General features: G+C 52.7%; 17 protein-coding genes. 7 read left to right on the plus strand and 10 right to left on the minus strand.

Annotation, left to right across the window (positions count from 1 at the left end; genetic code table 11):
• On the minus strand, nt 1-2,169 hold the full coding sequence (locus FIV46_RS09085; protein WP_219846042.1) for a PQQ-dependent dehydrogenase, methanol/ethanol family: 2,169 nt from the start codon (nt 2,167-2,169) through the stop codon (nt 1-3).
• Between the two features lie 457 nt (nt 2,170-2,626).
• Between FIV46_RS09085 and FIV46_RS09090 the strand changes: the two genes are divergently transcribed.
• The 5 genes from FIV46_RS09090 (at nt 2,627) to FIV46_RS09110 (ending at nt 7,808) form a co-directional block, all read left to right on the plus strand.
• Nucleotides 2,627-3,205 (plus strand): MarR family winged helix-turn-helix transcriptional regulator, encoded by a 579-nt coding sequence (locus FIV46_RS09090; RefSeq protein ID WP_139940610.1) that lies wholly within the window; start codon nt 2,627-2,629, stop codon nt 3,203-3,205.
• 155 nt (nt 3,206-3,360) lie between these two features.
• A complete protein-coding gene (locus tag FIV46_RS09095) occupies nt 3,361-4,659 on the plus strand; it encodes an FAD-dependent oxidoreductase (RefSeq protein ID WP_139940611.1) in 1,299 nt (432 codons plus the stop codon).
• Nucleotides 4,660-4,661: 2 nt separating this feature from the next.
• Nucleotides 4,662-6,053 (plus strand): MFS transporter, encoded by a 1,392-nt coding sequence (locus tag FIV46_RS09100; protein WP_139940612.1) that lies wholly within the window; start codon nt 4,662-4,664, stop codon nt 6,051-6,053.
• Between the two features lie 10 nt (nt 6,054-6,063).
• The gene (locus FIV46_RS09105; protein WP_139940670.1) at nt 6,064-7,350 is read left to right on the plus strand and encodes an aconitase X; all 1,287 of its coding nucleotides are present in this window, start codon (nt 6,064-6,066) and stop codon (nt 7,348-7,350) included.
• A complete protein-coding gene (locus tag FIV46_RS09110) occupies nt 7,347-7,808 on the plus strand; it encodes an aconitase X swivel domain-containing protein (protein WP_139940613.1) in 462 nt (153 codons plus the stop codon). Before FIV46_RS09105 ends, FIV46_RS09110 begins: the two co-directional genes overlap by 4 nt.
• 63 nt (nt 7,809-7,871) lie before the next feature.
• Here the strand turns inward: FIV46_RS09110 and FIV46_RS09115 are convergent, their stop codons facing one another.
• A complete protein-coding gene (locus FIV46_RS09115; protein ID WP_139940614.1) occupies nt 7,872-9,548 on the minus strand; it encodes a dihydroxy-acid dehydratase in 1,677 nt (558 codons plus the stop codon).
• 685 nt (nt 9,549-10,233) lie between these two features.
• On the opposite strand from FIV46_RS09115, the gene FIV46_RS09120 reads away from it, so the two are divergent.
• Both FIV46_RS09120 and FIV46_RS09125 read left to right on the plus strand, forming a co-directional pair.
• Complete coding sequence (locus tag FIV46_RS09120; RefSeq protein WP_139940615.1) at nt 10,234-12,639, plus strand: TonB-dependent receptor; 2,406 nt, start codon at nt 10,234-10,236, stop codon at nt 12,637-12,639.
• Between the two features lie 23 nt (nt 12,640-12,662).
• On the plus strand, nt 12,663-14,078 hold the full coding sequence (locus FIV46_RS09125) for a serine hydrolase domain-containing protein (protein ID WP_219846046.1): 1,416 nt from the start codon (nt 12,663-12,665) through the stop codon (nt 14,076-14,078).
• A gap of 139 nt (nt 14,079-14,217) precedes the next feature.
• Here the strand turns inward: FIV46_RS09125 and FIV46_RS09130 are convergent, their stop codons facing one another.
• From FIV46_RS09130 to FIV46_RS09165, 8 genes are all read right to left on the minus strand, one after another.
• The gene (locus FIV46_RS09130; RefSeq protein WP_139940616.1) at nt 14,218-14,922 is read right to left on the minus strand and encodes a 2-oxo acid dehydrogenase subunit E2; all 705 of its coding nucleotides are present in this window, start codon (nt 14,920-14,922) and stop codon (nt 14,218-14,220) included.
• 1 nt (nt 14,923) lies between these two features.
• Nucleotides 14,924-15,154, minus strand: coding sequence for a lipoyl domain-containing protein (locus tag FIV46_RS09135; RefSeq protein WP_139940617.1), 231 nt, complete (start codon nt 15,152-15,154; stop codon nt 14,924-14,926).
• A gap of 18 nt (nt 15,155-15,172) precedes the next feature.
• Nucleotides 15,173-16,192, minus strand: a complete 1,020-nt coding sequence (locus FIV46_RS09140) for an alpha-ketoacid dehydrogenase subunit beta (RefSeq protein WP_139940618.1) — start codon at nt 16,190-16,192, stop codon at nt 15,173-15,175.
• Between the two features lie 8 nt (nt 16,193-16,200).
• Nucleotides 16,201-17,187 (minus strand): thiamine pyrophosphate-dependent dehydrogenase E1 component subunit alpha, encoded by a 987-nt coding sequence (locus FIV46_RS09145; RefSeq protein WP_219846047.1) that lies wholly within the window; start codon nt 17,185-17,187, stop codon nt 16,201-16,203.
• A 19-nt stretch (nt 17,188-17,206) separates the two neighbouring features.
• Entirely contained in the window at nt 17,207-19,093 is a 1,887-nt protein-coding gene (locus FIV46_RS09150) for an AMP-binding protein (protein WP_139940619.1), read from the minus strand.
• A 14-nt stretch (nt 19,094-19,107) separates the two neighbouring features.
• Nucleotides 19,108-19,914 (minus strand): SDR family NAD(P)-dependent oxidoreductase, encoded by an 807-nt coding sequence (locus FIV46_RS09155; RefSeq protein ID WP_139940620.1) that lies wholly within the window; start codon nt 19,912-19,914, stop codon nt 19,108-19,110.
• 1 nt (nt 19,915) lies between these two features.
• The gene (locus tag FIV46_RS09160; RefSeq protein ID WP_139940621.1) at nt 19,916-20,329 is read right to left on the minus strand and encodes a 2,4'-dihydroxyacetophenone dioxygenase family protein; all 414 of its coding nucleotides are present in this window, start codon (nt 20,327-20,329) and stop codon (nt 19,916-19,918) included.
• A 118-nt stretch (nt 20,330-20,447) separates the two neighbouring features.
• Nucleotides 20,448-22,700 carry a TonB-dependent receptor gene (locus FIV46_RS09165; protein WP_139940622.1) on the minus strand — a complete coding sequence of 751 codons (2,253 nt, stop codon included), beginning with the start codon at nt 22,698-22,700 and terminating at the stop codon, nt 20,448-20,450.
• Nucleotides 22,701-22,851: the final 151 nt, after the last annotated feature.

Consider the following 22,851-nt stretch of genomic DNA (forward strand, 5'->3'; position numbering starts at 1 on the left):
TCATCGACCTTTGACGTCAGTCGCCCCACTTTCCAGCAATGTAACGGCCTGAGAATTAACATAGGCTCTGATAGCCTGGGCCTCTTCTTCTGTCAGATAGTTGGCAAAACTCGCCATACCGTTCGCTTCAAAGGCGCCGCCCAAAACAACCGATTCCCAGCCTTCGGCATCACTCAGAAACATGGAGCGACGCAGGTCCGGGTTTACTGGTCCGGTATGGCAAATGGCACAAAACTGCATATATTCTTTCCTGCCGGCTTCTCGCTGAGCATCGGTAAATGACTCGTCGGAGGGCGCAGGCGGATCAAGCAGCTCGGGTGTATAGTCCGGCATGTCGGCTTCACCGCCAAGCTTGAATGCCACCATTATGCCGTTTGGCATCTTGCGTTTCTCAAACGGCGTACGGGTCGCCATGCCCATTGAACCACCATATCCTGCCAACACGGCAATATACTGCTCTCCATTAACCCGGTAGCCTATCGGGCCGGCCACGATACCTCGGTGCGTCTGAAACGACCAAATCTTCTCACCCCTGTCTGCGGTATATGCCTCAAAATGGCCATGAGCCGTCCCCTGAAAAACAAGATTTCCGCCTGTTGCAAGAGTACCGCCATTCCACGGCCACCCCCGCCGCACCTTCCAGCGCGCCTCCTGTTTAATGGGATCCCACGCAATCAGTTCCCCCTTGCGCATGGCGGCAACGGCTTTCTTCCGTGCAGCCAGATCTTTCGGCAGTCCCGGCATTTCCGGCGGGTCCAGGAAATTCACGCCCGTATTCCACCGGCCTTCATGAACCACAAAATTGTCATTGTGTGCATAAGCCAGAGGAAACGTCATGGCCGGGATATAGACAAGTCCGGTGTCCGGGCTGTAGCTCATCGGCATCCAGGCATGAGCACCAATTCCTGATGGCTGACCGAGAAAGGGTTTGTCCTTGTAACGCGCTTCGGGGCGTTCGACCGGACGACCGGTCTTCTTGTCAATCCGCTTGGCCCAGTTCTGGTAGACATAGGGTTCAGCCGAAATCAATTTACCATTGGAACGGTCCAAGACATAAAAGAAGCCGTTTTTGGGGGCCTGCATCAGCACTTTCCGTGGTACGCCATCAATTGTCAGGTCAGCAAGCGTGATCTGCTGAGTGTTCGTAAAATCCCAGCTTTCACCCGGGTTCGCCTGATAATGCCATTTATAGGCGCCGGTATCCGGATTCACGGCGAGGATGGAGGAAAGAAACAAATTGTCTCCCTTGCCTTCCGAACGATATTGATGATTCCACGGCGAACCGTTGCCAATGCCTATAATAAGCTGGTCAAACTCCGCATCGTAAACAACAGAATCCCAGACGGTGCCGCCACCGCCGAGCTTCCACCACTCACCATACCATGTTGGCGCGGCAAGCCGGGCCAGAACGTCGTCCGAAGCTGCGCCGTCCGGCCCGTCAGCGGGATTACCTGGTACCGTATAAAAGCGCCACACCAGTTCGCCGGTTCCGGTATCATAGGCTGACACATACCCACGCACCCCCAGTTCAGCGCCGGAATTACCGATAATCACTTTATCTTTTACCACCCGCGGCGCCATGGTGATGGTATAGGGTTTGGACTGGTCAACGGTGACGACATCCCAGATCTCCTTGCCAGTCTTCGCATCAACAGCAATCAGTCGTCCGTCGATTGTACCAACGAACACCCTCCCTTTCCAGACAGCCACTCCCCGGTTCACAACGTCACAACAGGCATGAACGGCTTTTGCACCGTCAACTTCCGGATCATATTGCCACAGTAAACGACCAGTTGCCGCATCGAGAGCCACCACCTTGGACCAGGCTGTGGAAAAATACATAACACCGTCAACAACAATAGGCGTTGCTTCCTGACCACGATTTGTATCCAGTTCAAAAGCCCAGGCCAATGAAAGATTCGAAATATTGTCGCTATTGATCTGATCAAGCGGTGAATAACGCTGTTCCGCCCAGGTCCTGCCATAGGTAAGCCAGTTGTCAACATCCGTTTCTGCCTGCTCAAGCCGGGCCTGATCAACCTGCCCCGCAAGATCTTCCGCGGCATACGACGATATCCCGAAGGCCAGAATGCCCAATAGACAGCACACCCGGAACGAAGCAAGTGCCATTTTCGCAGTTATAGCCTGCTTTTTGTTGTTTTCCATCATTGTGATTTCTCCACTAAAAACCTCCATCAACCAGGCTCTTCCGGGTCATACGGGCTTCTCCACCGAACAAAACCACTGGCAGCCTGAAACCAGACCGTTTCAGACTCCACTCACTTATGCCCAAATCAACTTATTATTAGCATGCTATCCTTTTTTACCTATTGTCAAGATGGTCTTGCATAGAAAATTTCAAAAAAATTCTAGTTCAGGGTGCAGAATCACTATATAAGAAAACGTAATTATTATTATATTTCTGATGCTTATATAAATTTCCCATGTATAAACACTCAGTATTCGACAATACAACCGGCAACATATTCACTCTAATTTTGCAAAATCGATCGAAATCATGCTAATGTTGACCAAGATATGCCCACCAAACATGGTAAAATCAAAAAAGGAATACCTGGTTCAGGGCAACATCCAGACACTGTGGTCGAATTAAGGGAAACACCGAATGAATAACGAACACTCCCCTGCTCTCAACAATGAAGAAGACAGTGTTTCAGAAGAGCTTAAGTCAGAGCTTCTGAAATTTGAAAGGGATAACTACAACAAATACTATGTAGACGGATCCATCGACGACATACTGTTCAAATTCACCCGCGCAATGGTCTTTTCCTCCAGAAAATGGCGCAAACACCTTGATGAAAAGCTGAGATCAATTGATCAAAGCCAGGCACGTTGGGAGACATTATTCGTTCTGTCATTTTCCAATAGCAACATATCACAGCGTGAACTGGCCAAAATGATCAGCATTGAAGCACCTACAATGGTTCGAATGCTGGATAAACTGGCAAAAGACGGCCTGATCGAGCGCATTCCAGACAAGAACGACAAGCGGCTTGTTATCAATAAAATTACCAAAAAAGGATTGGAAGTTGTTAATGAACTCAAGGAGTTAACTGACAGTTTCCGAATGCAAATTCTCCACGAAATCCCCCTTCGTGAGATTGAACAAGGCACCTTACTCCTGATGCGTATCGCCCGCAGACTGGATAAAATCAAGGAAGTAGAAGGCAACAATTCTGAATAGCAAAATATATCAAGAACGCTAATAGATAATGATTTATATTGATAGCTTGCTAATTATTTGATATTAACGGGTCTCACCTTGGTCATCAGACCACTAATAATTTGGAGAGACCCGTTTCGATTCCTGTCGAACAAGCGGGTTTAAGGAGAAAGCCCATGGCACTTGACCGCCCGTTCGATCCGGAAACCAGAATTGTCAAACGAGACCGCACGTCTGGCATTAAAGAACGGGAGTTCGATATTTGCGTTGTCGGATCAGGTGCATCAGGCATGTCTGCCGCAATTGAAGCTGCCAGGGCTGGACAGAAGGTGGCACTGGTGGATGGGCTGCCGTCCCTTGGAGGCCAAGCGGTAAATTCCATTATTGGAATGTTCTGCGGCCTGTATTCACCGGGCAAGAACGGCCGGCAGCTCACACGCGGTATTGCCGATGAGTTATTGAGTGATCTGGGCGCCGCCGGTGACCTGCACGTTGTCACCGGCGGCATCATGAAAATAGCCATGTATAATGAAGTCGCCCTCGGGCGCTGGGTTGAACGTAAAATTCTTGAAGCAGGCATCACCCCCCTCACCGGCGCCATCATACGCGACGTGACCAGTGATGGACGTCGCATCAAATCACTGGATATCTCCACGCGCTACGGCGATATCCGCCTTTCCGCCCAGGGTTTTATTGACGCCACGGGAGACGCCGCCCTGACCTGGCAAGCCGGTTTTGATTGCAGAGTTCATAAAAATGGGCAGGTGTACGGGTCGCAAATGCTGATCATCGAGGACTTTGTTGATGACAAGCGCCCCAGCTGGGACGAAATGGCCGCCCGCATCTATGAAAAGGGACAGGACTACGGCATGATGCGCCGTGACGGTTTTGCCGCCAGCTTCCCCGGACGCAATGTCGCTATGGTAAACATGACGCATATCGAGACACCGCTTGATCCATTTGATGCTGCTATAAAACAAATAGAAGGCAAGGAGCAGGCAGACCGTACACTTGTTTTCCTAAAGAATGAATTTCCGGAAGCATTTGGCAACGCCCGTGTCAGGACCTACGGTCTGCCAGGGATCCGCCAGACCCGCTGGATTGTCGGCACCCATCACCTGACTGTGGATGAGGTACGCGCTGCAACCAAATTCGACGATGCCATTGCAAGATGCTCATGGCCGCTCGAGCAACACCATAACCGGGAGGGATATGTTTGGGAGACCTTTGATGAAAACCATATACATACAATTCCTCTGGGCTCTTTGACTGTCGCTGACGCAGACAACCTTGTGGCCGTGGGTCGCTGCATCGACGGCGACTCAACCGCCCTATCGTCAGTTAGGGTTATGGGGCCCTGCATCGCCATGGGGGCGGCAGCAGCACATGCGCTTGACATCGCCGGCTCGGGCAGCGTGCATCAAATTGATATTGCCCGGTTGCAGGAACGAATCCGTCACAATCTGGAGGACTGATCATGAGTGCCGACATCACTTCCACCAATGAAAACTCCCCTAACAGTTTTGATATCGCCGCTCTTATTGATGCGCGTAAATTCAACGGCTTCAACTACCGGTTAATCCTGCTGTCCTGGCTGATCACCATCTTTGACGGCCTCGACATGATGATGATCTCCTATACTGCGCCCTATATTGCAGAGGACCTGGACCTGACCAAAGCTATGCTGGGCAATGTATTCAGTTCCGGGCTTCTGGGTATGATGCTGGGGGGATTCTTTTTCGCCTACCTGGGTGATCGCATCGGACGACGTATTACAGTCATTATTTCCGCATTTATTTTCGGTATTCTGACTACAGTAACAGCTTTCGTCTCAAGCTACCCTGAGCTGGTTGCTATACGGTTTCTGGATGGCTTCGCCATTGGTGGTATGCTGCCACTCGCCTGGGCACTCAATATCGAATATGTCCCGAAACGTCTGCGTTCAACCACTATCACCATTATTATGATGGGATATTCATTGGGAACCGCCCTCGCCGGCCCTTTGACAAATATGCTTGCCCCCGGTTTCGGATGGGGGAGTGTCTTTGTTGCAGGGGGGCTTGGAACAATTGTCTGTGCGGCCCTTCTGTTGTTCAACCTGCCCGAATCTGTCCGTTTTCTCGTCTCAAGAAATTTAAGACCGGACCTGGTTGTTAAGACTCTGAAAAAACTGGAGCCGCAAATTGAGCTTCCCAAAGTTCCTGTTTTCATTCTCAGCGATGAACCGGTTTACACGACCAGGTTCCATATTCGGCAGCTTTTTGAAGGACGTCTGGCCCTGTTGACGCCAATTCTGTGGATTGGCTATATTGCCAGTACTCTTGCGATTTACCTGATCGCCAGTTGGGGACCTATTGTACTCGAGCAAATTGATGTAGGTCGCCAGACAGCAGCTTGGGCTTCGTCAATTTCTAGCGTTCTTGGTGCAGTGGCCGGCTTGTCTCTCATGCGATTTACGGACAAGAAAGGACCGTTCTCGGTAGCCGTGTTTCCATTGATTGCGATCCCGATCCTTTTGGTTCTTGGACTTGTTCCCATGGCGCAATCATCATTCCTGATCATCAATGTTATTGCCACCGCCCTTGTAGCCGGCGGCCATTACGGCATTCTGAGTATCGCCGGAGTTTTTTACCCAAGTGCCATTCGGGCCAACGGCGCAGGCTGGGCAACCTCCATCGCCAAATTCGGAGGTATCGCAGGTCCGCTTCTGGGCGGGCTATTCCTTGCCAGCGCCTTGCCGGTGGTCCATATCTTTTCCTTATTGGCAATCTGCCCGGCCATCCTTGCCTTGTGCGCCATAGGTATCGGCCTGGTTACCCGTGAATTGCGGGAGACCAACAATCAGGAAATTTTGCTTAAAACTGAGTGAGGTTGTGATGCTGAAACTGACTCCAGAAGAAGAAGACATGCTCTCCGGCAAACGTGGTAAAGCAGCGGAAAAAGCCATGGATCTCCTGGTGCGCTATGCCAATGCCCTGGGCGCAGAGCGTTTTGTCGAGACCTACAATGTCGCCGGTGTACCCGGCACCTCAAATCCTTGGCTCAAGCACCAGTTTGAAGCAGATGGCGGTGACTATCGCGCTGTTTTCTGCCGCTTTGATCTTGATTCAGACGAGGTGTTCGATCTGCCAAAAATGACAGGCAATTCCTGCCACCTGCAGGGCGGCATGGACCCCGAGCTCTGGCGGGAACAGGGATTCAGCGACGCCCTTCATGACAATTTCGTCAGCGACGAAAAAAATGTCACTGCACTCGATATCCGAAACCTCAAGACCTGCACCCCCTATATTGCCGGAAACGAACCGAAGTTTGGGGAACATTGCGCCTGGATGGAGAGTTCCGCCGTTGTCTATTGCAATTCCGTCCTCGGTAGCCGAACCAATACAGAAGGACGTGAATCCACAAGCGCTGCCATGATTACACACCGTATCCCAGACTGGGGCCTTCATACCGATGCCAATCGCCGTGGGCACCATCATATAAAAGTGGATGTCCCCGTGGATTCCATTTTCGAATGGGGCATGCTTGGTTATTTTATCGGTGAAATTGTGCAGGAAACTATCCCGGTCATAGAAGGTGACCTTAAAAACGCGGATCTCACGCGTCACAAACATTTTGGTGCTGCTGCTGCTTCCTCCGGCGGGGTCGAAATGTATCACATGGTCGGCATCACACCGGAAGCACCCACCGCAGAAAAAGCCTTTGGCGGACTTACCCCGCTCAGCCATATATATTATGGGCCGGAAGAACGCAGAAAAACATATGAGAACCTAAATATCCGCGGCAAATCCCGGGATGTGGATTTTGTCATGCTGGGATGTCCGCATGCTGCCCTAGAACAAATTGAGGAAGTAGCGCGCCTGCTTGTCGGACGCAAGATTCATGAAAATACCGCCTTGTGGATGTTTACGTCGCGTTTTGTCAAACTTCAGGCGGATGCCAGGGGTTTTACCGATATTATTCAAGGTGCCGGCGGCATGCTGATGACGGATACCTGTTCTGCCATCAGTCAGATTATCCCGCCCGACACCAAAGTGGTGGCACTGGACAGCGCCAAGCAAACACATTACCTGCCAGCTTTTATGGGCGTAGAGGCCTGGTACGGCACGACAACCGACTGCATTAATGCTGCCGTCAGCGGCAAATGGGAAGGAGAGCTGTCATGACAGCTGTTGGAAAAAAGAGCATGAATTCCCCAATTGTCATTCGTGGTCGCGGCGTCGTCCCGGGCGTCGCCGAAGGCAAAGCGATGGTAACAAAGGAGACCATTTCCGGCTGGGGTGGCATAAGTCCGATGGAAGGCAAGATCATTGAAACCCGCCATGAACTGGTCGGGCAGTGCTTCGCAAATAAAATACTATTGTTCCGTGGCGCCAAGGGTTCTTCCGGCTGGTCAGCGATGTTCCATATGGCAAAACTTGCAGGTGTAGCGCCGGCCGCTATGCTCTTTACAGACATGACAGCAAAAGCGGCCCTCGGGGCTGTTGTCATGCATGTTCCGACCGTAACCGATTTCGAAGAAGATCCCTATTCCTTCATTGAAACCGGTGACCATGTCCGAGTTAATGGAAGCGACGGCCTGGTCGAAATCTGGAAAAAGCCTCCTGCTGACCTTCCGGAATGATCGCAGGGGTGAGCCATCTTTAATTGCCTCACCCCCCAAAGCGTTCTGCTTTCGCGGGAAAATTCAGTCCTCCGCATCCAGATCAAGTAACACACCACCTGTTGACATTGGCTGAACATCCCGCCTGTACATCCCGAGATATCCATCCGCCGGAATATCGTATTTACCAGACGTGGAGGCTCGTTCGGAAAGTTCTGCATCAGGAACATCGAGCTGAAGCAATCGCTTCTCAACATCGATCACAATCCGATCACCGTTCTGCACTTTACCGATGGGACCTCCTGCGACTGCCTCCGGTGACACTTCTGCTACAGTCAGTCCCTTGAGACAAAGCCCGGAGAGCTGGCAATCTGTGACAAAAGCAACATCCTTTGCCAGCCCCGCCGCATCAATTGCAAACAGGACGGCCGAGGCACCACCACCCATGGCGGGTCCGCCCTTCAGTCCCTGGCCTCGGAGCACCAACACTTCACCTTTCTTAATCCTGCCATTGGCAAGGTCATCCATGGCAAGGTCGCTATCTGTATAGACTTTCGCGGGACCGTCAAAATATTCACTCCGGCTACCGTCTCTGATGCCGAGCTTGACAATGGAACTTTCCGGCGCAAGCGACCCCTTAAGAATAGCGATTGAAGGCCCTGGAGATACCGGCGCATCAAAAGAATGGATAACTTTAGCATCCGCCTCAGGCATTTGCGAGAGCACATCCCCCATTGTTCTGCCGGTACAGGTCACAGCCGCGCAGTCAACAATCCCGTCGAGTTGCTTAAGCACGCCTGACGCCCCACCAGCATCCTCGAATTGCTCAATCCGCACTGACCCGTTCGGGCGCACCGCAGTTAGAACAGGGGTTCTTCGACCCATTTCTTCCCATATCCGGAATACATCAATGTCATAACCACCCTCGATTGCTGTCGCCTGCAGGTGCTTGATCGCGTTAATCGAACCCGCAACCGCCAGAACCATCGCCGCGGCATTTCGAAATGCCTTTTCCGTCAGAATTTGACTTGGCCTCAGGTCTTCCTGCACCATCTCTACGATCCGGCGTCCTGAGCGCCGAGCTGAATCAAACATCTTGTCGCTGTTCGCCCGGACCGGCGCAGATCCCGGCAGACACATACCGAGAGCTTCCACCACGCAGTGCATGGTATTGGCTGTCGCCATACCGGCACAAACGCCCGGACCGCGCACAGCCTGCTCAACAAGATCCGACATTTTATGCTTTGCAGTTCCACCAAATCGCTCGGCAACCGAACTCGAAAACAGATCTTCAATATCAACATGTTCTCCACCGATCATTCCTGACGCCTGATAACCACCGATCACCAATATGGTCGGAATATCCATGCGAGCTGCGGCCATCAAATGCCCGGGTGGTGTTTTGTCGCAGGAAGTAAGGCATACCATGCCGTCAAGTTGTGCGGCATCAACCTGCGCTTCAATATCATTGGTAACAAGATCACGAGCTGCGAGGATGAACGAGGCCTGTTTTCCCGCCCCGGTTATAAAATCGGACGGCGCGGTTGTACGAACCTCGAAAGGAATACCGCCCGCCTCCCTGATGGCCTCCTTGACCACCTTTGCCACACCATCAAGGTGCGCAAAGCATACAGCGAGTTCCGAAGAAGAATTTACTACAGCAATCTTGGGTTTCTCCAGATCCGCGTCACTCAGGCCCAAAGCTTTCCAGTGCGCACGGCGTACAGCGGAATTGGCAGCCAGGCTGCGAAGTTTACTCATCATTTACCTCCAATTACAGTCGATGCAATTTCGTACAAGTCCGGACATGCCTTCAGACGACATAAATATGACGGCATCACACCCAGATGCTTGCCTAAATATTAATTAGCATGCTAATCTTATTAGAGGCTATTGCAAGAAGAATTTTGAGATTTTTCATGACAATCACCTGCCCCAGTCAAACATAATTCCCAACACCAAGACGAGGTCACAATGGACGCTAACACAAGAAAACAGCCGGCGAGAAGCTACTCTGCTCCAATATTTTTTCACTGCAACCAGCACTTGCCGAGCCCCCACTCCATGAGTAGCTTACTATCTTCAAAAATACCCACACTTCTTTGAATTTCCTTAAAAATATCAATTACACCAGACCTCGACCTTCAGGAAATACTGGAACTCCCAGGAACAAATATTATTTTTTATCCTTTTATATCAATATATTATATACAACCCCCTTGTCCCATACCTCTTCCGCCCTAAGAACACTGAACTAAATAGAATCCTAACACCTCACGCAAATAATTGATAGTTTGCTATTGACTTTTGGATTACGTTAGCGGTAAATTCCTCTTAACCGGTACAAAAACCGGAAGGGAAGCAGGGATTCCCTGCAACAGGGCATAAACACATCTGAATATCATCTATAGGAAAGCTTCTAGTTCTAACAAGGGAGAGAATTATCATGATAACGGAGAAGTTACACCGTTTTCTGAGTTCAACATCGCTGGTGATCCTTTCGATTGCCGCGAACCAAGCACTCGCACAGGAAAGTCAATCCTCGGCAGATGCTGAAAATACAATGACACTTGAAGAGATTGTGGTTACCGCGCAGTTCCGCGAGGGAAATCTGCAGAAAACACCACTGTCGATTACAGCAGTCACGGGTGACGGGCTCAGAGCCCGAGGCATGACAAATGCTGTTGATATCGGAAACACCGTGCCCAATGCGGTGATCCAGCCTCTGGGTGCAGGTTTCGGCGCAACAGCAGCGGCGTTCATTCGTGGTGTTGGCTTGGGTGATGTTTCCCTCTCCTATGAACCCGCCGTCCCCATTTATCTTGACGGTGTTTATCTTGGCCGGCCACAGGGAGCGTTTCTTGATCTCCTGGATCTGGACCGTGTCGAAGTATTGCGCGGACCGCAGGGCACTCTTTCCGGAAAGAACGCCGTGGGTGGCGCCATCAACCTGATCTCCAGAAAACCGGAAGGCTCCGGCGAAGGATTTGTTGAAGCCAGAATTGGTAGCGACAATCGTATGGATCTCAAGGGTTCATTCGATGTAGCCCTCTCCCCGGACAAGTTGTTTGCGCGGATTTCGGCCGCAAGCAAAACCGCTGATGGCTATCATGACATCCTCGACTATGAATGCGTGAACGGTGCCGGAAGCCTTGGTGCAGGCACAAGCAGCAGCTTTCTGTTGCCCGGCATTCTGCCTGCCGATCTTGGCTCCACAGCAACTGGTGACAACTGTGTTGTCGATACACTCGGCGATGAAAATGTACAGTCTGGCCGGCTTGCTCTTCGTTATATAGCCAGCGACGACGTGGAAATTCTGCTCAGTGGTGACTACACACGACAGCGACAGAAAGGACCGTCCGATAAATATACTATACTCGCAGACAATGGCCTCAACGATGCATGGGCTGCGCTGGTAACCGAGCCCCTCTATGGTTCATCGCTTGACAGTCGCTTCGTCACCGACAGCCCTTATACAAGTTACCATCGTTATGGAACGGACCCGATTTCAGGTCGTACCGTACCGAATATCAATAACCTCGATCATTGGGGTGTTGCAGCAACGATCGACTGGGATATCGCAGATGACATGAATCTGAGTGCGACAACCTCCTATCGTCGCTTCTTCAATGCCTTCGGCCGGGATTCCGATGGATCCCCTTTACCGAACAACTTCACCTACGATGAAACCACACATAAACAGTTCACCCAGGAAGTTCGCCTGAGCGGCACGACCGGTGCACTTGACTGGACAGTCGGCGGTTTTTACTACTGGGCGGATGACACAAACGAGGGATGGGGTATTTTGTATCCTGGCCTCATCACCGCACAGGATGCCGTAGACAGCCAGAAAGTGAAAAGTTGGGCACTCTTCTTCCATGGTATCTATCAAGTCACCGAGGACTTCTCTGTAACCGGTGGCGCACGTTATACACATGACAGTAAAGATATTGCGATCGACCGATACAACTTCCTCACTGGGACATATGCAATCGATAACGCCCAACTGTCAATCGGTGCAGAGCGGGTTACGCCCATGCTCAGCCTCAACTACCAAGTAACACCTGACGTTATGACATACGCCCTCTATTCCCGCGGTTTCCGAGGAGGTGGCTACAGCCCTCGTCCTGCAAATGCACTGCAGGTGGCAGCTTTTGATCCTGAGACTGTCGACAACTTTGAAGTCGGTATGAAGAGCCAATGGCTTGACGGACGATTGAGACTGAACCTGGCCGGTTTCTACAGCAAATATAAAGACATGGTGCAGTTCAAACAGTTTGCTGCCGACGACCCGGACAACCCGAGCGGCGCAAACTGGTTCCGGGCTCTCAATACCGCACAGTCTCATTTCTTTGGTTTGGAACTGGAAATGAATGCGGAACTGACCAGCAACATGCATATCGACGGTTCTGTCGGCTGGATTGACTATACGCTGGAAGACGATGGCGGTGCAGGCTTCTGCCAGACCTACACCAATGGCAAACCCTGCCTTGCGCCCCGCACACCAACATGGACGGCTTCAATAGGTGCCGACTATACGATTGACCTTGGCCAATCCGGTACGTTGACCCCGCGTGTTGATGTTCGTTACCAGTCAAGGATCTTCTTCCTGGCATCAACAGAGGGTGCCACATATAGCGACATTAACGGTCAGGCGCCATATGCCACTGTGAACGGCAATATTACCTGGCGGTCCGCCGACGAGGACTGGGAAGTTTCCGTTTACGGGCGCAACCTGAGCAATATTGCCTATTTCCAGGGCAAACTCAGTCTGGTCGGCGCCTTTGGGCGCGAACAGGGTTCTGTAGCAAGGCCAAGGGAACTTGGTGTGACGTTACGACGTAATTTCTGATGCCTCTGAAAAGGCACTCCCATTTGACTTGGAGCGGCCCTTACCGGCCGCTCTTTTTTCTTGCGGACATCTTTCCGTTCAAAATACAGTTACACAAAACAATCTCCTTTATCGGCAGTAAAATTAACTTCGATCGATATGCTGCCCCCGGCACAGTGATATTCACAATGACACAATATGTTTCAATGATACGAGCTGCACTTATTCTGCATCTTTTTATTATTTTCGCTCATTCCATTTTCTCTTTTGCAAATGCCGCCGCGGTTCAGGAACATGATTTTTCCGCCGCCAAAAGAACTCTTGACGATTATATTGCAAAAGGCAAACTAGCCGGTGGTGTTATTCTTGTCACGAAAGACGGTAAAACCGTCCTGCATTATGCCGCCGGGATGCAGGACAGGGAAACCGGGGTAGAAATGAAAGAAGACAGCCTGTTCAGGATTGCATCCCAGACAAAGGCCCTCACCTCTATCGCCATAATGATTTTACATGAGCGTGGATTGATAGAATTCGATGATCCCGTATCAAAATATATTCCCTCTTTTACAAAGACAAAGGTGCTTACTGAAAAAGCAGACGGATCATACGAGAGTGTCCCTGCAAAGCGCGAGATCACGCTTCACGACCTTCTCACCCATTCCGCGGGCATAGGTTATGGCTGGGGACCGGATAAGTCCGAGTGGGCCGAGGCCGGTTTGTCAGGCTGGTATTTTGCCGACAGGAACCAAACCATCCAGGAGGCACTGGCGCCCATCACAACCCTTCCTTTTCCAAAACAACCTGGAGAGGCTTTTGTCTATGGATATAACACCGATATTTTGGGGGCCATCGTCGAGATTGTTTCAGGAAAAAGCCTGCAGGAGTTTTTCGCCACAGAAATCACAGGCCTACTAAACATGACGGATACGTTCTTTTATGTTCCCAAAAATAAAGCCAGCAGGCTTGCCGCAGTATATGGGGCCACCGAAACTACCATTATGCGTGCCCCTCTCCCGGCAAATGCGGCCAATTTCAGAGAAAGCCAAGGTCACTATATTACGGGCCCCCGGAAAGCTTTTTCAGGTGGGGCGGGCCTTGTCTCCACGGCAAGCGATTATGGCAAACTGTTAAATATGCTTCTGGGCAAAGGTACTTTGAAAGGAGTGACAATCTTGACTCCCGAAAGCGTGGCAACGATGACCAGGAACCAGATCCCCTACATTGATACAAAAAGCTACGATGGTTTCGGATACGGGTTTCGGTTAACAACCAGCAAGGACACAGATACAAAAGGTCAGGTGGTTGAGTTCGGCTGGGGCGGTGCCTATCATTCCTTCTATTATGTCAGACCTCTGGATGGTGTGGTTGTCGTATACCTGACCCAGCTTATTCCTGCCAACAATCTGAATGACTGGGATGAAATTAATGCTGCCCTCCGGGAAGCCTTGCATTATGAGTAGAAACCGAGCTTTATCACCATAGAGTTCTACTATATTCTGGGTTTTAGGAAAATCCGGCAGTTCCCGAAATATAATATTGTTGCGACCGAGAGGCACTACAGGCATTATATTTTATAGCGGGTTATGGGAAAAGTGCGCACTATTTGCGCACTTTTGACTGAGCGTTATCACGCAAATCAGCCTTTTCAATACTCTCCGACAATTTTGTCAGAAACTGCCCGGAAGGATCGCCGTCAACGATGCGATGATCCGTGGTCAGGGATAATCCCATCATCGGTTGCGAGGCTATATCGCCATTGCCCAGCACCACGGGCTTGCGTTTCACCTGCCCGATCCCGAGAATGGCAACCTGCGGCCGGTTCAGGATCGGCGTGAAATAGTGAATGCGGCGCAGCCCCAGATTGCTGACGGTAAAACTACCGCCGGTCATCTCCCTGACCGTGAGTTTGCCGTTGCGGGCCCTCTCGATCAGACCCTTGCGGGCCGCGCAGATGTCCTCGAGACTTTTGTCCTGCACATCAAAAATAGTCGGCGCCATCAATCCGTTTGGCAGGGAGATGGCCACGCTGATATGATGACTACCGACCAGAGTCAGTTCCTTACCCTCGATACGGGCATTGAACATGGGCATTTCCGTCAGGGTATCGCTGACCGCTTTGATGAGAAGGTCTTCGATGGAGACCGAACTGCCCGCCTCCTTCAATCTTGCCCGGGCGGCAACAAGAACCCCGGCATTGCACTCACAATGATAGCTAAGCTGGGCCGAGGTCTGCAGGCTCTCCTGCATCTTGTCAGCGATCATCGCCCTCATGCCACCCAGACGGGATGTCCTGTCCTCCGGCATATCAGGAAAGCTCCCCGATCACGTCACCCTTGTTGACCGCCTCCTCGGCCGCCACCTTGATGGACAGTGTGCCCCCCGCCGGTGCTTCCACTTCATGCTGGATCTTTTCCACCATGACCTCCGCCACCACATCACCGGCGGAAACGCTGTCGCCGTCATCAAACAACCAGGCCGTGATCACACCTTCCGTATCCTCGTCCCACAGGTCCTCATCAATCTTGATTTCTGACATTTCTTTCACTCTTCCTTACTAAAAACACGCCTGGGCCGCCGCGCGAATCTTGCTCGCATTAGGCAGGCAATGTTGTTCCATCGGGCGGCTGAAGGGCACCGGAACATCCGGATAAGCCACCCGTTTTGGCGCCGCCTTTATAAAGTCCACTCCCTGCTCCACCACTGTGGCGATGATTTCCCCGCTCACTCCGTAGCTCTGGTAGTCGTCATCCACCACCACCAATCGTCCGGTCTTTTTCACAGAATTCAGAACGGTTTCCCGGTCCAGCGGCACCAGCGACCTGAGATCAATCACCTCGGCGCTGACGCCGTCTTTTTCCAGTTCCCCGGCAGCATCCAGCGCCTGATGGACCGTCGCGCCAAGCCCCACAAGGGTGACATCTTCGCCCTCACGGACGATCTCGGCCTTGCCCAGCGGTACGGTGTAGCTATCTTCGGGCACATCCACGATGGAGCCCTTAACCGTACCGAGCCAGCCCATGCCCTGCAGGTTCTTGTGGAACATGAAAATCACCGGGTTATTGTCACGGATCGCGGAGACCATCAGCCCCTTGGCATCATAGGCGTTGGAGGGAATGACCACCTTCATGCCCGGCAGATGAGCAAAAGTACCATACAGGCACTGGCTATGCTGGCCAGCATCGCTATACCCGCCACCGACCGATGTCATCAAAACCATCGGTGCAGGCTGATGTCCACCGGAGAAATAGGCGTTTTTGGCGGCCAGGTTATAGATGGCATCCATGCAGACCCCGAAAAAATCCACGAACATCAATTCCACTACCGGACGCATACCCATGGTCGCGGCGCCGACCGCCGCGCCGATAAAGGCAGTCTCGGAGATCGGGGTGTCCCGCACCCTGTTTTTGCCAAACTCGTCAAGCAGTCCCTGGGTGGTACCAAACACACCGCCGAGCGCACCAACATCCTCACCCATGACAAAGACATTTTTGTCCCGGCGCATTTCCTGAGCCAGGGCTTCGCTCATAGCCTTGGCGATGGTGAGTTTCCGTTTTTTCCTGTTTTCATTGGTCATGTCATGCCTCACACAAATACTTTTTCCAGAGCTTCTTCGGGCGCTGGATAACGCGCTGATGCGGCACGACCGAAAGCCTCCTGCACCTCCGCCATCATCCTTATTCCGATATCGTCGGCCGCCTCGGCAGTTATAATAGCCTCCTCAATCAGGCGAGCGCGCATCTTCGGAATCGGATCATTAGCCTCGAGACTCTTCTTCTCTTCAGCGGTCCGGTATTCTTCGGCATCGCCCATGAAATGCCCGGCCAGGCGATAGGTTTCCACTTCCAGCAAGCTGGGCCCTTCTCCGGCCCGAGCCCGGGCAATGGCCCGTCCCGCCGCTTCGTAGATTTTCAGTGGATCATTGCCTTCCACATATTCTCCGGGAATACCGTAACCTGCTGCTCTGACATCATTTCGCGGCACCGATGTGGCATCCCGCTTGGCTACAGAAATGCCCCAACTATTGTCTTCGATGACACAGACGAACGGCAGCTTCCACACCGCCGCCAGGTTCATGGCTTCATGGAATGCGCCCTGGTTGGCAGCTCCCTCTCCTATAAATGCTACCGCTATGCCTTCTTCATCCCGCATCTGTCGGGCTAGTGCCACTCCTACAGCTGGCCCCATACCCTCAGCGATAATACCGCTGCAGACAAAATTAACTGCGGCATCAAACAGGTGCATATGACCACCACGTCCGCCGGAAAGACCGCTTTTTTTGCCGAAAATCTCATCTGTCATGGCCTGGAAATTCACTCCCTTGGCAATGGCAATATGATGAGGCCGATGGGTAGCGGTCACCGCATCCTCCGGCCTCAGGTGAGCACAGACCCCGACCGCCACCGGCTCCTGACCATTGGACAGGTGCATTTCCCCGGGGATTGGGCCGTTTGCCATATTAAACAGGGGTTGCTTGCCCTCCAGGTAAACCGCTGCCGTCTTTTCCTCGAACTGGCGGCTTTTCACCATGGTTTCATACATCCATTTCTGGACGCTCGCGTCTGGTTTCATTGCGACCTCCATATTACGGCTACTGCGGATAGCCTTCGTTGCTTAAATAGTCCCTTATTTCATCCAGGATCGCCGGATCATCGATGGTCGCGGGCGGGGTGAACTCCTCGCCATTGGCCATGGAGCGCATGGTGCCGCGAAGGATCTTGCCGGAACGGGTCTTGGGCAGGCGTGCAACCGCAATCACATGCTTGAGCGCCGCCACCGGCCCGATTTCATGCCGCACACTGGCGATAAGTTCCTTGCCGATTGACGCCGCGTCCTCCTCTGCATCGGCAAACAACACCACGAAGGCCACCGGCAGGGCGCCCTTGATCGCGTCATTGACCCCGATCACGGCACATTCCGCCACCTTGGGATGGTTGCTGATCACTTCTTCCATGGCCCCGGTCGAGAGCCGGTGTCCCGCCACATTAATCAAGTCGTCGGTGCGGCTCATGATCGAAATATAGCCGTCCTCATCGATGAAACCCGCATCGCCGGTGCTGTAGTAGCCCGGATGCTGGGTGAGATAGGATTTCTTGAATCCCTCCTCATTATGCCACAGGGTCGGCAGGCAGCCCGGCGGCAGCGGCAGCTTGATTGCCAGGTCGCCGATCTGTCCCGCGGATAGTTCCTCATGGTCCTCGTTCAGCACATGGAAGTCATAGCCCGGCACCAGCAGGCCGGCGCTGCCCGGCTTGACCGGCTTCAGGCCCGCCCCGGCAAAGTTGCCAATTGCCGGCCAGCCGGTCTCGGTCTGCCACCAGTGGTCAATCACCGGCACACCCAGCAGTTTATGGGCCCAGATCAGGCTGTCCGGATCGGCCCGTTCCCCGGCCAGGAACAAATGCCGTAGTGAAGAAAGATCATATTTGTCCTTATAGGATCCGGTGGGATCTTCCTTCTTGATGGCCCGGAGCGCGGTCGGCGCCGTGAACAGCACCTTGACTTTATGATCCTCGATCACCCGCCAGAAAGCGCCTGGGTCCGGCGTGCCGATCGGCTTGCCTTCATAAAGGATAGTGGTGCAACCGACCAGCAGCGGGGCATAGACGATATAGCTGTGGCCCACCACCCAGCCGATGTCGGACGCCGCCCAATAGGCTTCACCCGGCGCCATGCCGTAAATCTGTTTCATGCTCCAGGAGAGCGCGGTCAGATAGCCGCCCACATCCCGCACCACGCCCTTGGGCACGCCGGTGGTGCCGGAAGTATAAAGCACATAAAGCGGGTCAGTAGCCTTGGTGACTACACAGTCGGCGGGTTCGGCGCCCTCGACAAACTCCTGCCATTCGGCGTCACCGTCCTGCAGGTCCGCTTCATGCTCGGGGCGCTGCAGGATCACACTCAGGTCAGGTTTGTGAGTGGAAAGGTCCAGCGCTTCCTCCAGCAAAGGCTTGTAGGCCACGACCCGGCCCGGCTCCAGCCCGCAGGAGGCGGACAGCACCAGCTTCGGTGTGGCATCATCTATACGCTTGGCCAATTCGCGGGCGGCAAAGCCACCGAATACCACCGAATGCACCGCACCGATCCGGCAGCAGGCGAGCATGGCGAACACGGCCTCCGGCACCATCGGCATATAGATTACCACCCGGTCGCCCTGCTCCACCCCGGCGCGCTGGAAGGCTCCGGCCAGGCGAGAGACCTCGTCGAGAAGGTCGTTGTAGGAATAACTTTTCACGCTCCCGGTCATGGGGCTGTCATAGACCAGTGCCGCCTGCTCGCCGCGTCCCGCGTCCACATGCCGGTCGATCAGGTTATAACAGGCGCTCAAACGACCGTCTGCAAACCAGCGATAGATGTCGTCATTTTGCTGCAGGATACGGGTCGGAAATATGTCCCAGTCGAGCTGTTCCGCCGCCTGTTTCCAGAATGTTTCCGGCGAGGCGCGCCAGGACGCCAAATGGTTTTCATATCCACTCATCAAACGATCACTCCCTAACGCGAGACCCAGCCGCCATCGATCACCAGTTCGAGGCCGGTGACAAAACCTGCTTCGTCAGACGCCAGATAGACAGCACCCATGGCAATATCTTCCGGCTCGCCCAGACGGCCGATCGGCTGCATATCAATGAATTCCTGCTCGATGACTTTGGGGTCATTACCCCGGATACCTTTTGCCGCCCAGGTGTCAAACACATCCTGCAACATTGGTGTTCTGATAAACCCCGGATGGATGGAATTGACCCGTATATTGAAACCTGCCTCCGCAAATTCGATGGCCAGGCTTTTGGTCATCTGCCGCACCGCCCCCTTGGAAGTATTGTAAGCCATCTGGTTGGCAAAGGCGATAATCCCGGCAATAGAAGAAATGTTGATGATCGAGGCCCCTTTGGAATTTCTGCCCCCGCTTTCCCTAAGCAGATTTAACATTGCCTTCGATCCCATAAACGGACCGTCCACATTGACTGACTGAACCCAGCGCCAGCCTTCCAGGGTAATTTCATCAATAGGTCCGACAAGCTCTACACCGGCGTTATGAACCAAGACGTCAAGACGCCCATGATCTTTGGCTATCTTGTCCGAAAGAACCACCCACTCAGATTCTTCAGCCACATCAAGTGTAATCGCTTCTGCCGCTCCGGAAGCATCAATAATTTTCTGCACCGCCCGGGCAGCTGTGGCACCGTTTTTGTCGGCGACATAGACCAGCGCACCTTCCTTAGCCATGGCCAGGGCAATGCCTTCTCCTATGCCTTGTCCGGCGCCAGTGACAAGTGCGATTTTACCCTGCAAGCGTCCCATTTTATGCTCCTGTATTTGATTCATAGAGGTCCCGGACGGCATTATGGTCCAGTATTGACTGCACATTTCCCTCATCGTCCATAAAAATCACAGGACCAAAATTGGTGAAATAAAGTTCCGTATATTCCGGGAAACTGGTTAGTTCATGGATCACGTCGAGTGGTTCATACCCGTAGTCACCGGCGGCAGCCTCACCGGCCCGGTAGACCATACGCCCCTTGGTAACCAGATATTCGCCGGCACCAAAATGCTGGTGACGGGGGAAACTGCTGCCTGCAGCGCAGCGGAAATACACCGTCCAGGCACCAGTAATATTGCAGGTTCGCAGCAGGCGGAAGTCCACACCATCCACCATTTCCACCCAGGGCAGTTCTTCTGTTTTAACCAAAATGTCCTTCACAAATGTCTTGCTCATCTTTTGTCTCCTGCCGATCGGTAATCTGTACAGATCATTCCTTCTGTCTTCCGACCGGATAATTTTAATATCAATTTCAGGCCGGTTCCCCGGCAGGACCGGAAAACCGGTCCAGCCGTCAGTAGATAAATTTCACTTCAAGACCATAGGTTCTCGGCGGTGCCAGATTGCCTGTGGCCGTTGAGTCAATAATGTCTCCGTTGAAGGTGCCGTTGGTCGCTACCGCCACATCGGCAATATTGTCGATATAGGTGGAGACCTTCCATTGACCGTCTGCGGTTTCATAAGTCGCCCGGGCTTTCAGCCAGTGATAGGCATCCTGCTTGAGTGCATCCACATTAAAAGCGGAGAAATAGACTTTGTCTTTCCAAGCCCAGTCGCCCCTGAGGGTAATGCTGTCGCCACCGGCAAGTTCGATGCGATATTCTGCGCCCAGGATAATCTTGAACTCCGGCGCCCGGGGAAGCCGGTAACCGTCCAGGTTCTGAATACCGGCGCCCGGGTTTTTCGGATCGATCAGCATCGCGTCCTTGAACTGGGCATCCAGCCAGGCAAAACCGAAATCGATCTGAAACGCCTCGCTGACCAGCCATACACCTTCCAGTTCCACACCTTTAATTTCCGCGTTGGCAGCATTCCGGACGATAGTGTTGTTGTTTTCCACATCCTGGATCTGAAGATCGGTATAGTCATAATAGAAGAACGCCGCATTCATGCGCAGGCGCTGATCAAACAGATCAGCCTTGATGCCTGCTTCATAAGCCCAGATTTCCTCAGGCTCGAACGGTGTATTCTGATAACTGCCGATATTAAAGCCACCGCTCTTGAAACCTTTGGATATGGTTCCGTAGAGAAAGACTTCGTCGTTCACAGTAAAATTCAAACCGACCTTCGGCGTGAAACTATTGAAGGTCTCATCTTCCAGGTCCGCCACGTTGTCAAGAAGACCGGGAATGAAACTTTCAAACACCACCGCATTCTGCCCGCCGCGTTTTTCCGTGCTGTAGCGGCCGCCAAGCACAAGATCGAGCCGGTCAGACAGGCTGTATGTGGCTTCTCCGAATATTGCAAAAGCTTCCGTTTCCGCGGTACCGTTCAGTTTCAACAGACAACATCCGGGATCGGACGGCAGACCGAACTGCTCGTCAATGAAAGGCAGAAAATATTCATTCCTGACATCATTATCCTCGGTGAAGTAATAGAGCCCGAGGATCCAGGACAGGTCACCGTCGGACGGCGAACTCAGCTGAATTTCCTGGCTGAACTGGCGGTGATCCTCCTCCCTGAGCTGGTCCACCCCGAAAGCGGCAGACGTATCCAGATCATTCCGGTTAAGGGGATGGGTTTCCTTGTAAGCCGTAATGGAATTGACTGTGTAATCCCCGATGCTGTAATCCACATGGGCGCTCAGGCCCCAGATTTCCGGTTTATTGAAATGTTCAATATCTGATCCCAGTGTGCGGGACTTGACTTTGGGCAATGTGCCACCCTGAGCCGTGACATAATCGCGGAAGAAGGGGTTGGTTGCTGTACCTCGATCCAGATAGAGCCATACGGACTGTGTATCATCCGCCTTGTAGTAGTCACCAGTCAGGGTGATGGTCAGATCGTCGCTTGGCCGGGCCTCTATGGTCAGGCGGGTGACAAAATCATCTTTTGACTCCCCTTCACCGGTAACGGCGCCAAGGCCGAGCGGGTCATCTACCGGCCGAATGAATGTCGTATACCCCGCATGATTTTCCTTTTGCACCGCCAGCCGGGCCAGCAGTTTGTCGCCGGCAAGAGGGCCGCTGATTGCGCCAAAGGCCTTGTAATGATCATAATTTCCGACAGTGAATGACCCCTCAAGGGCAAACTCGTCCGTCGGCTTCTTCGGAATCAGGTTCACAGAGCCGGACGTAGCGTTCCGTCCATAGAGGGTGCCTTGGGGACCGCGCACAACTTCGACCCGGTCGAGATCGAAAAATCCGGGCACCGCAGCGGATGAACGAGACATGTAAACACCATCAACGTGCAGGGCAGTTGAACTGTCAGTACCGCCAATGATGCCGGAATAACCGATGCCACGGATATAGACCTGCGCCTCGCCCTGATAGAGCGCCACATCCATGCTCGGATTGAATTGACCCAGACCTTCCACGTCGGTAATGGACCGGTTTTCCAGTCCCTCACCGCTCAGGGCCGAGATGGCTGACGCCGTTGTCTGCAGATTTGTTGTCCTGCGTTGAGCAGTGATCAGGATTTCCTCCATGGTCAATGTTTCATTTCCTTCGGGCTCTGCTTTTGCGGCATATCCTTGCGAAATGACGGACAGACTGCTCAACACAACGCCACCCAACAGGGCGGATTTCAATTTTCTTGTTGGTTCCACTGTTACCTCCACTTGTTGATTATGAATGTTTGATAACAAATGGCGCCAAAAGAAACTTGGTCCGTAACGAAGGCTGTGTTGTGTGACAGCGAAGGCGGAGTCTCTATTTTTCCGTTCAATTGAAGCCTGGATGGAAAAAATTTGGCTGTGG

This window comes from Emcibacter nanhaiensis (assembly GCF_006385175.1).
In the GTDB taxonomy this organism is placed as follows: domain Bacteria; phylum Pseudomonadota; class Alphaproteobacteria; order Sphingomonadales; family Emcibacteraceae; genus Emcibacter; species Emcibacter nanhaiensis.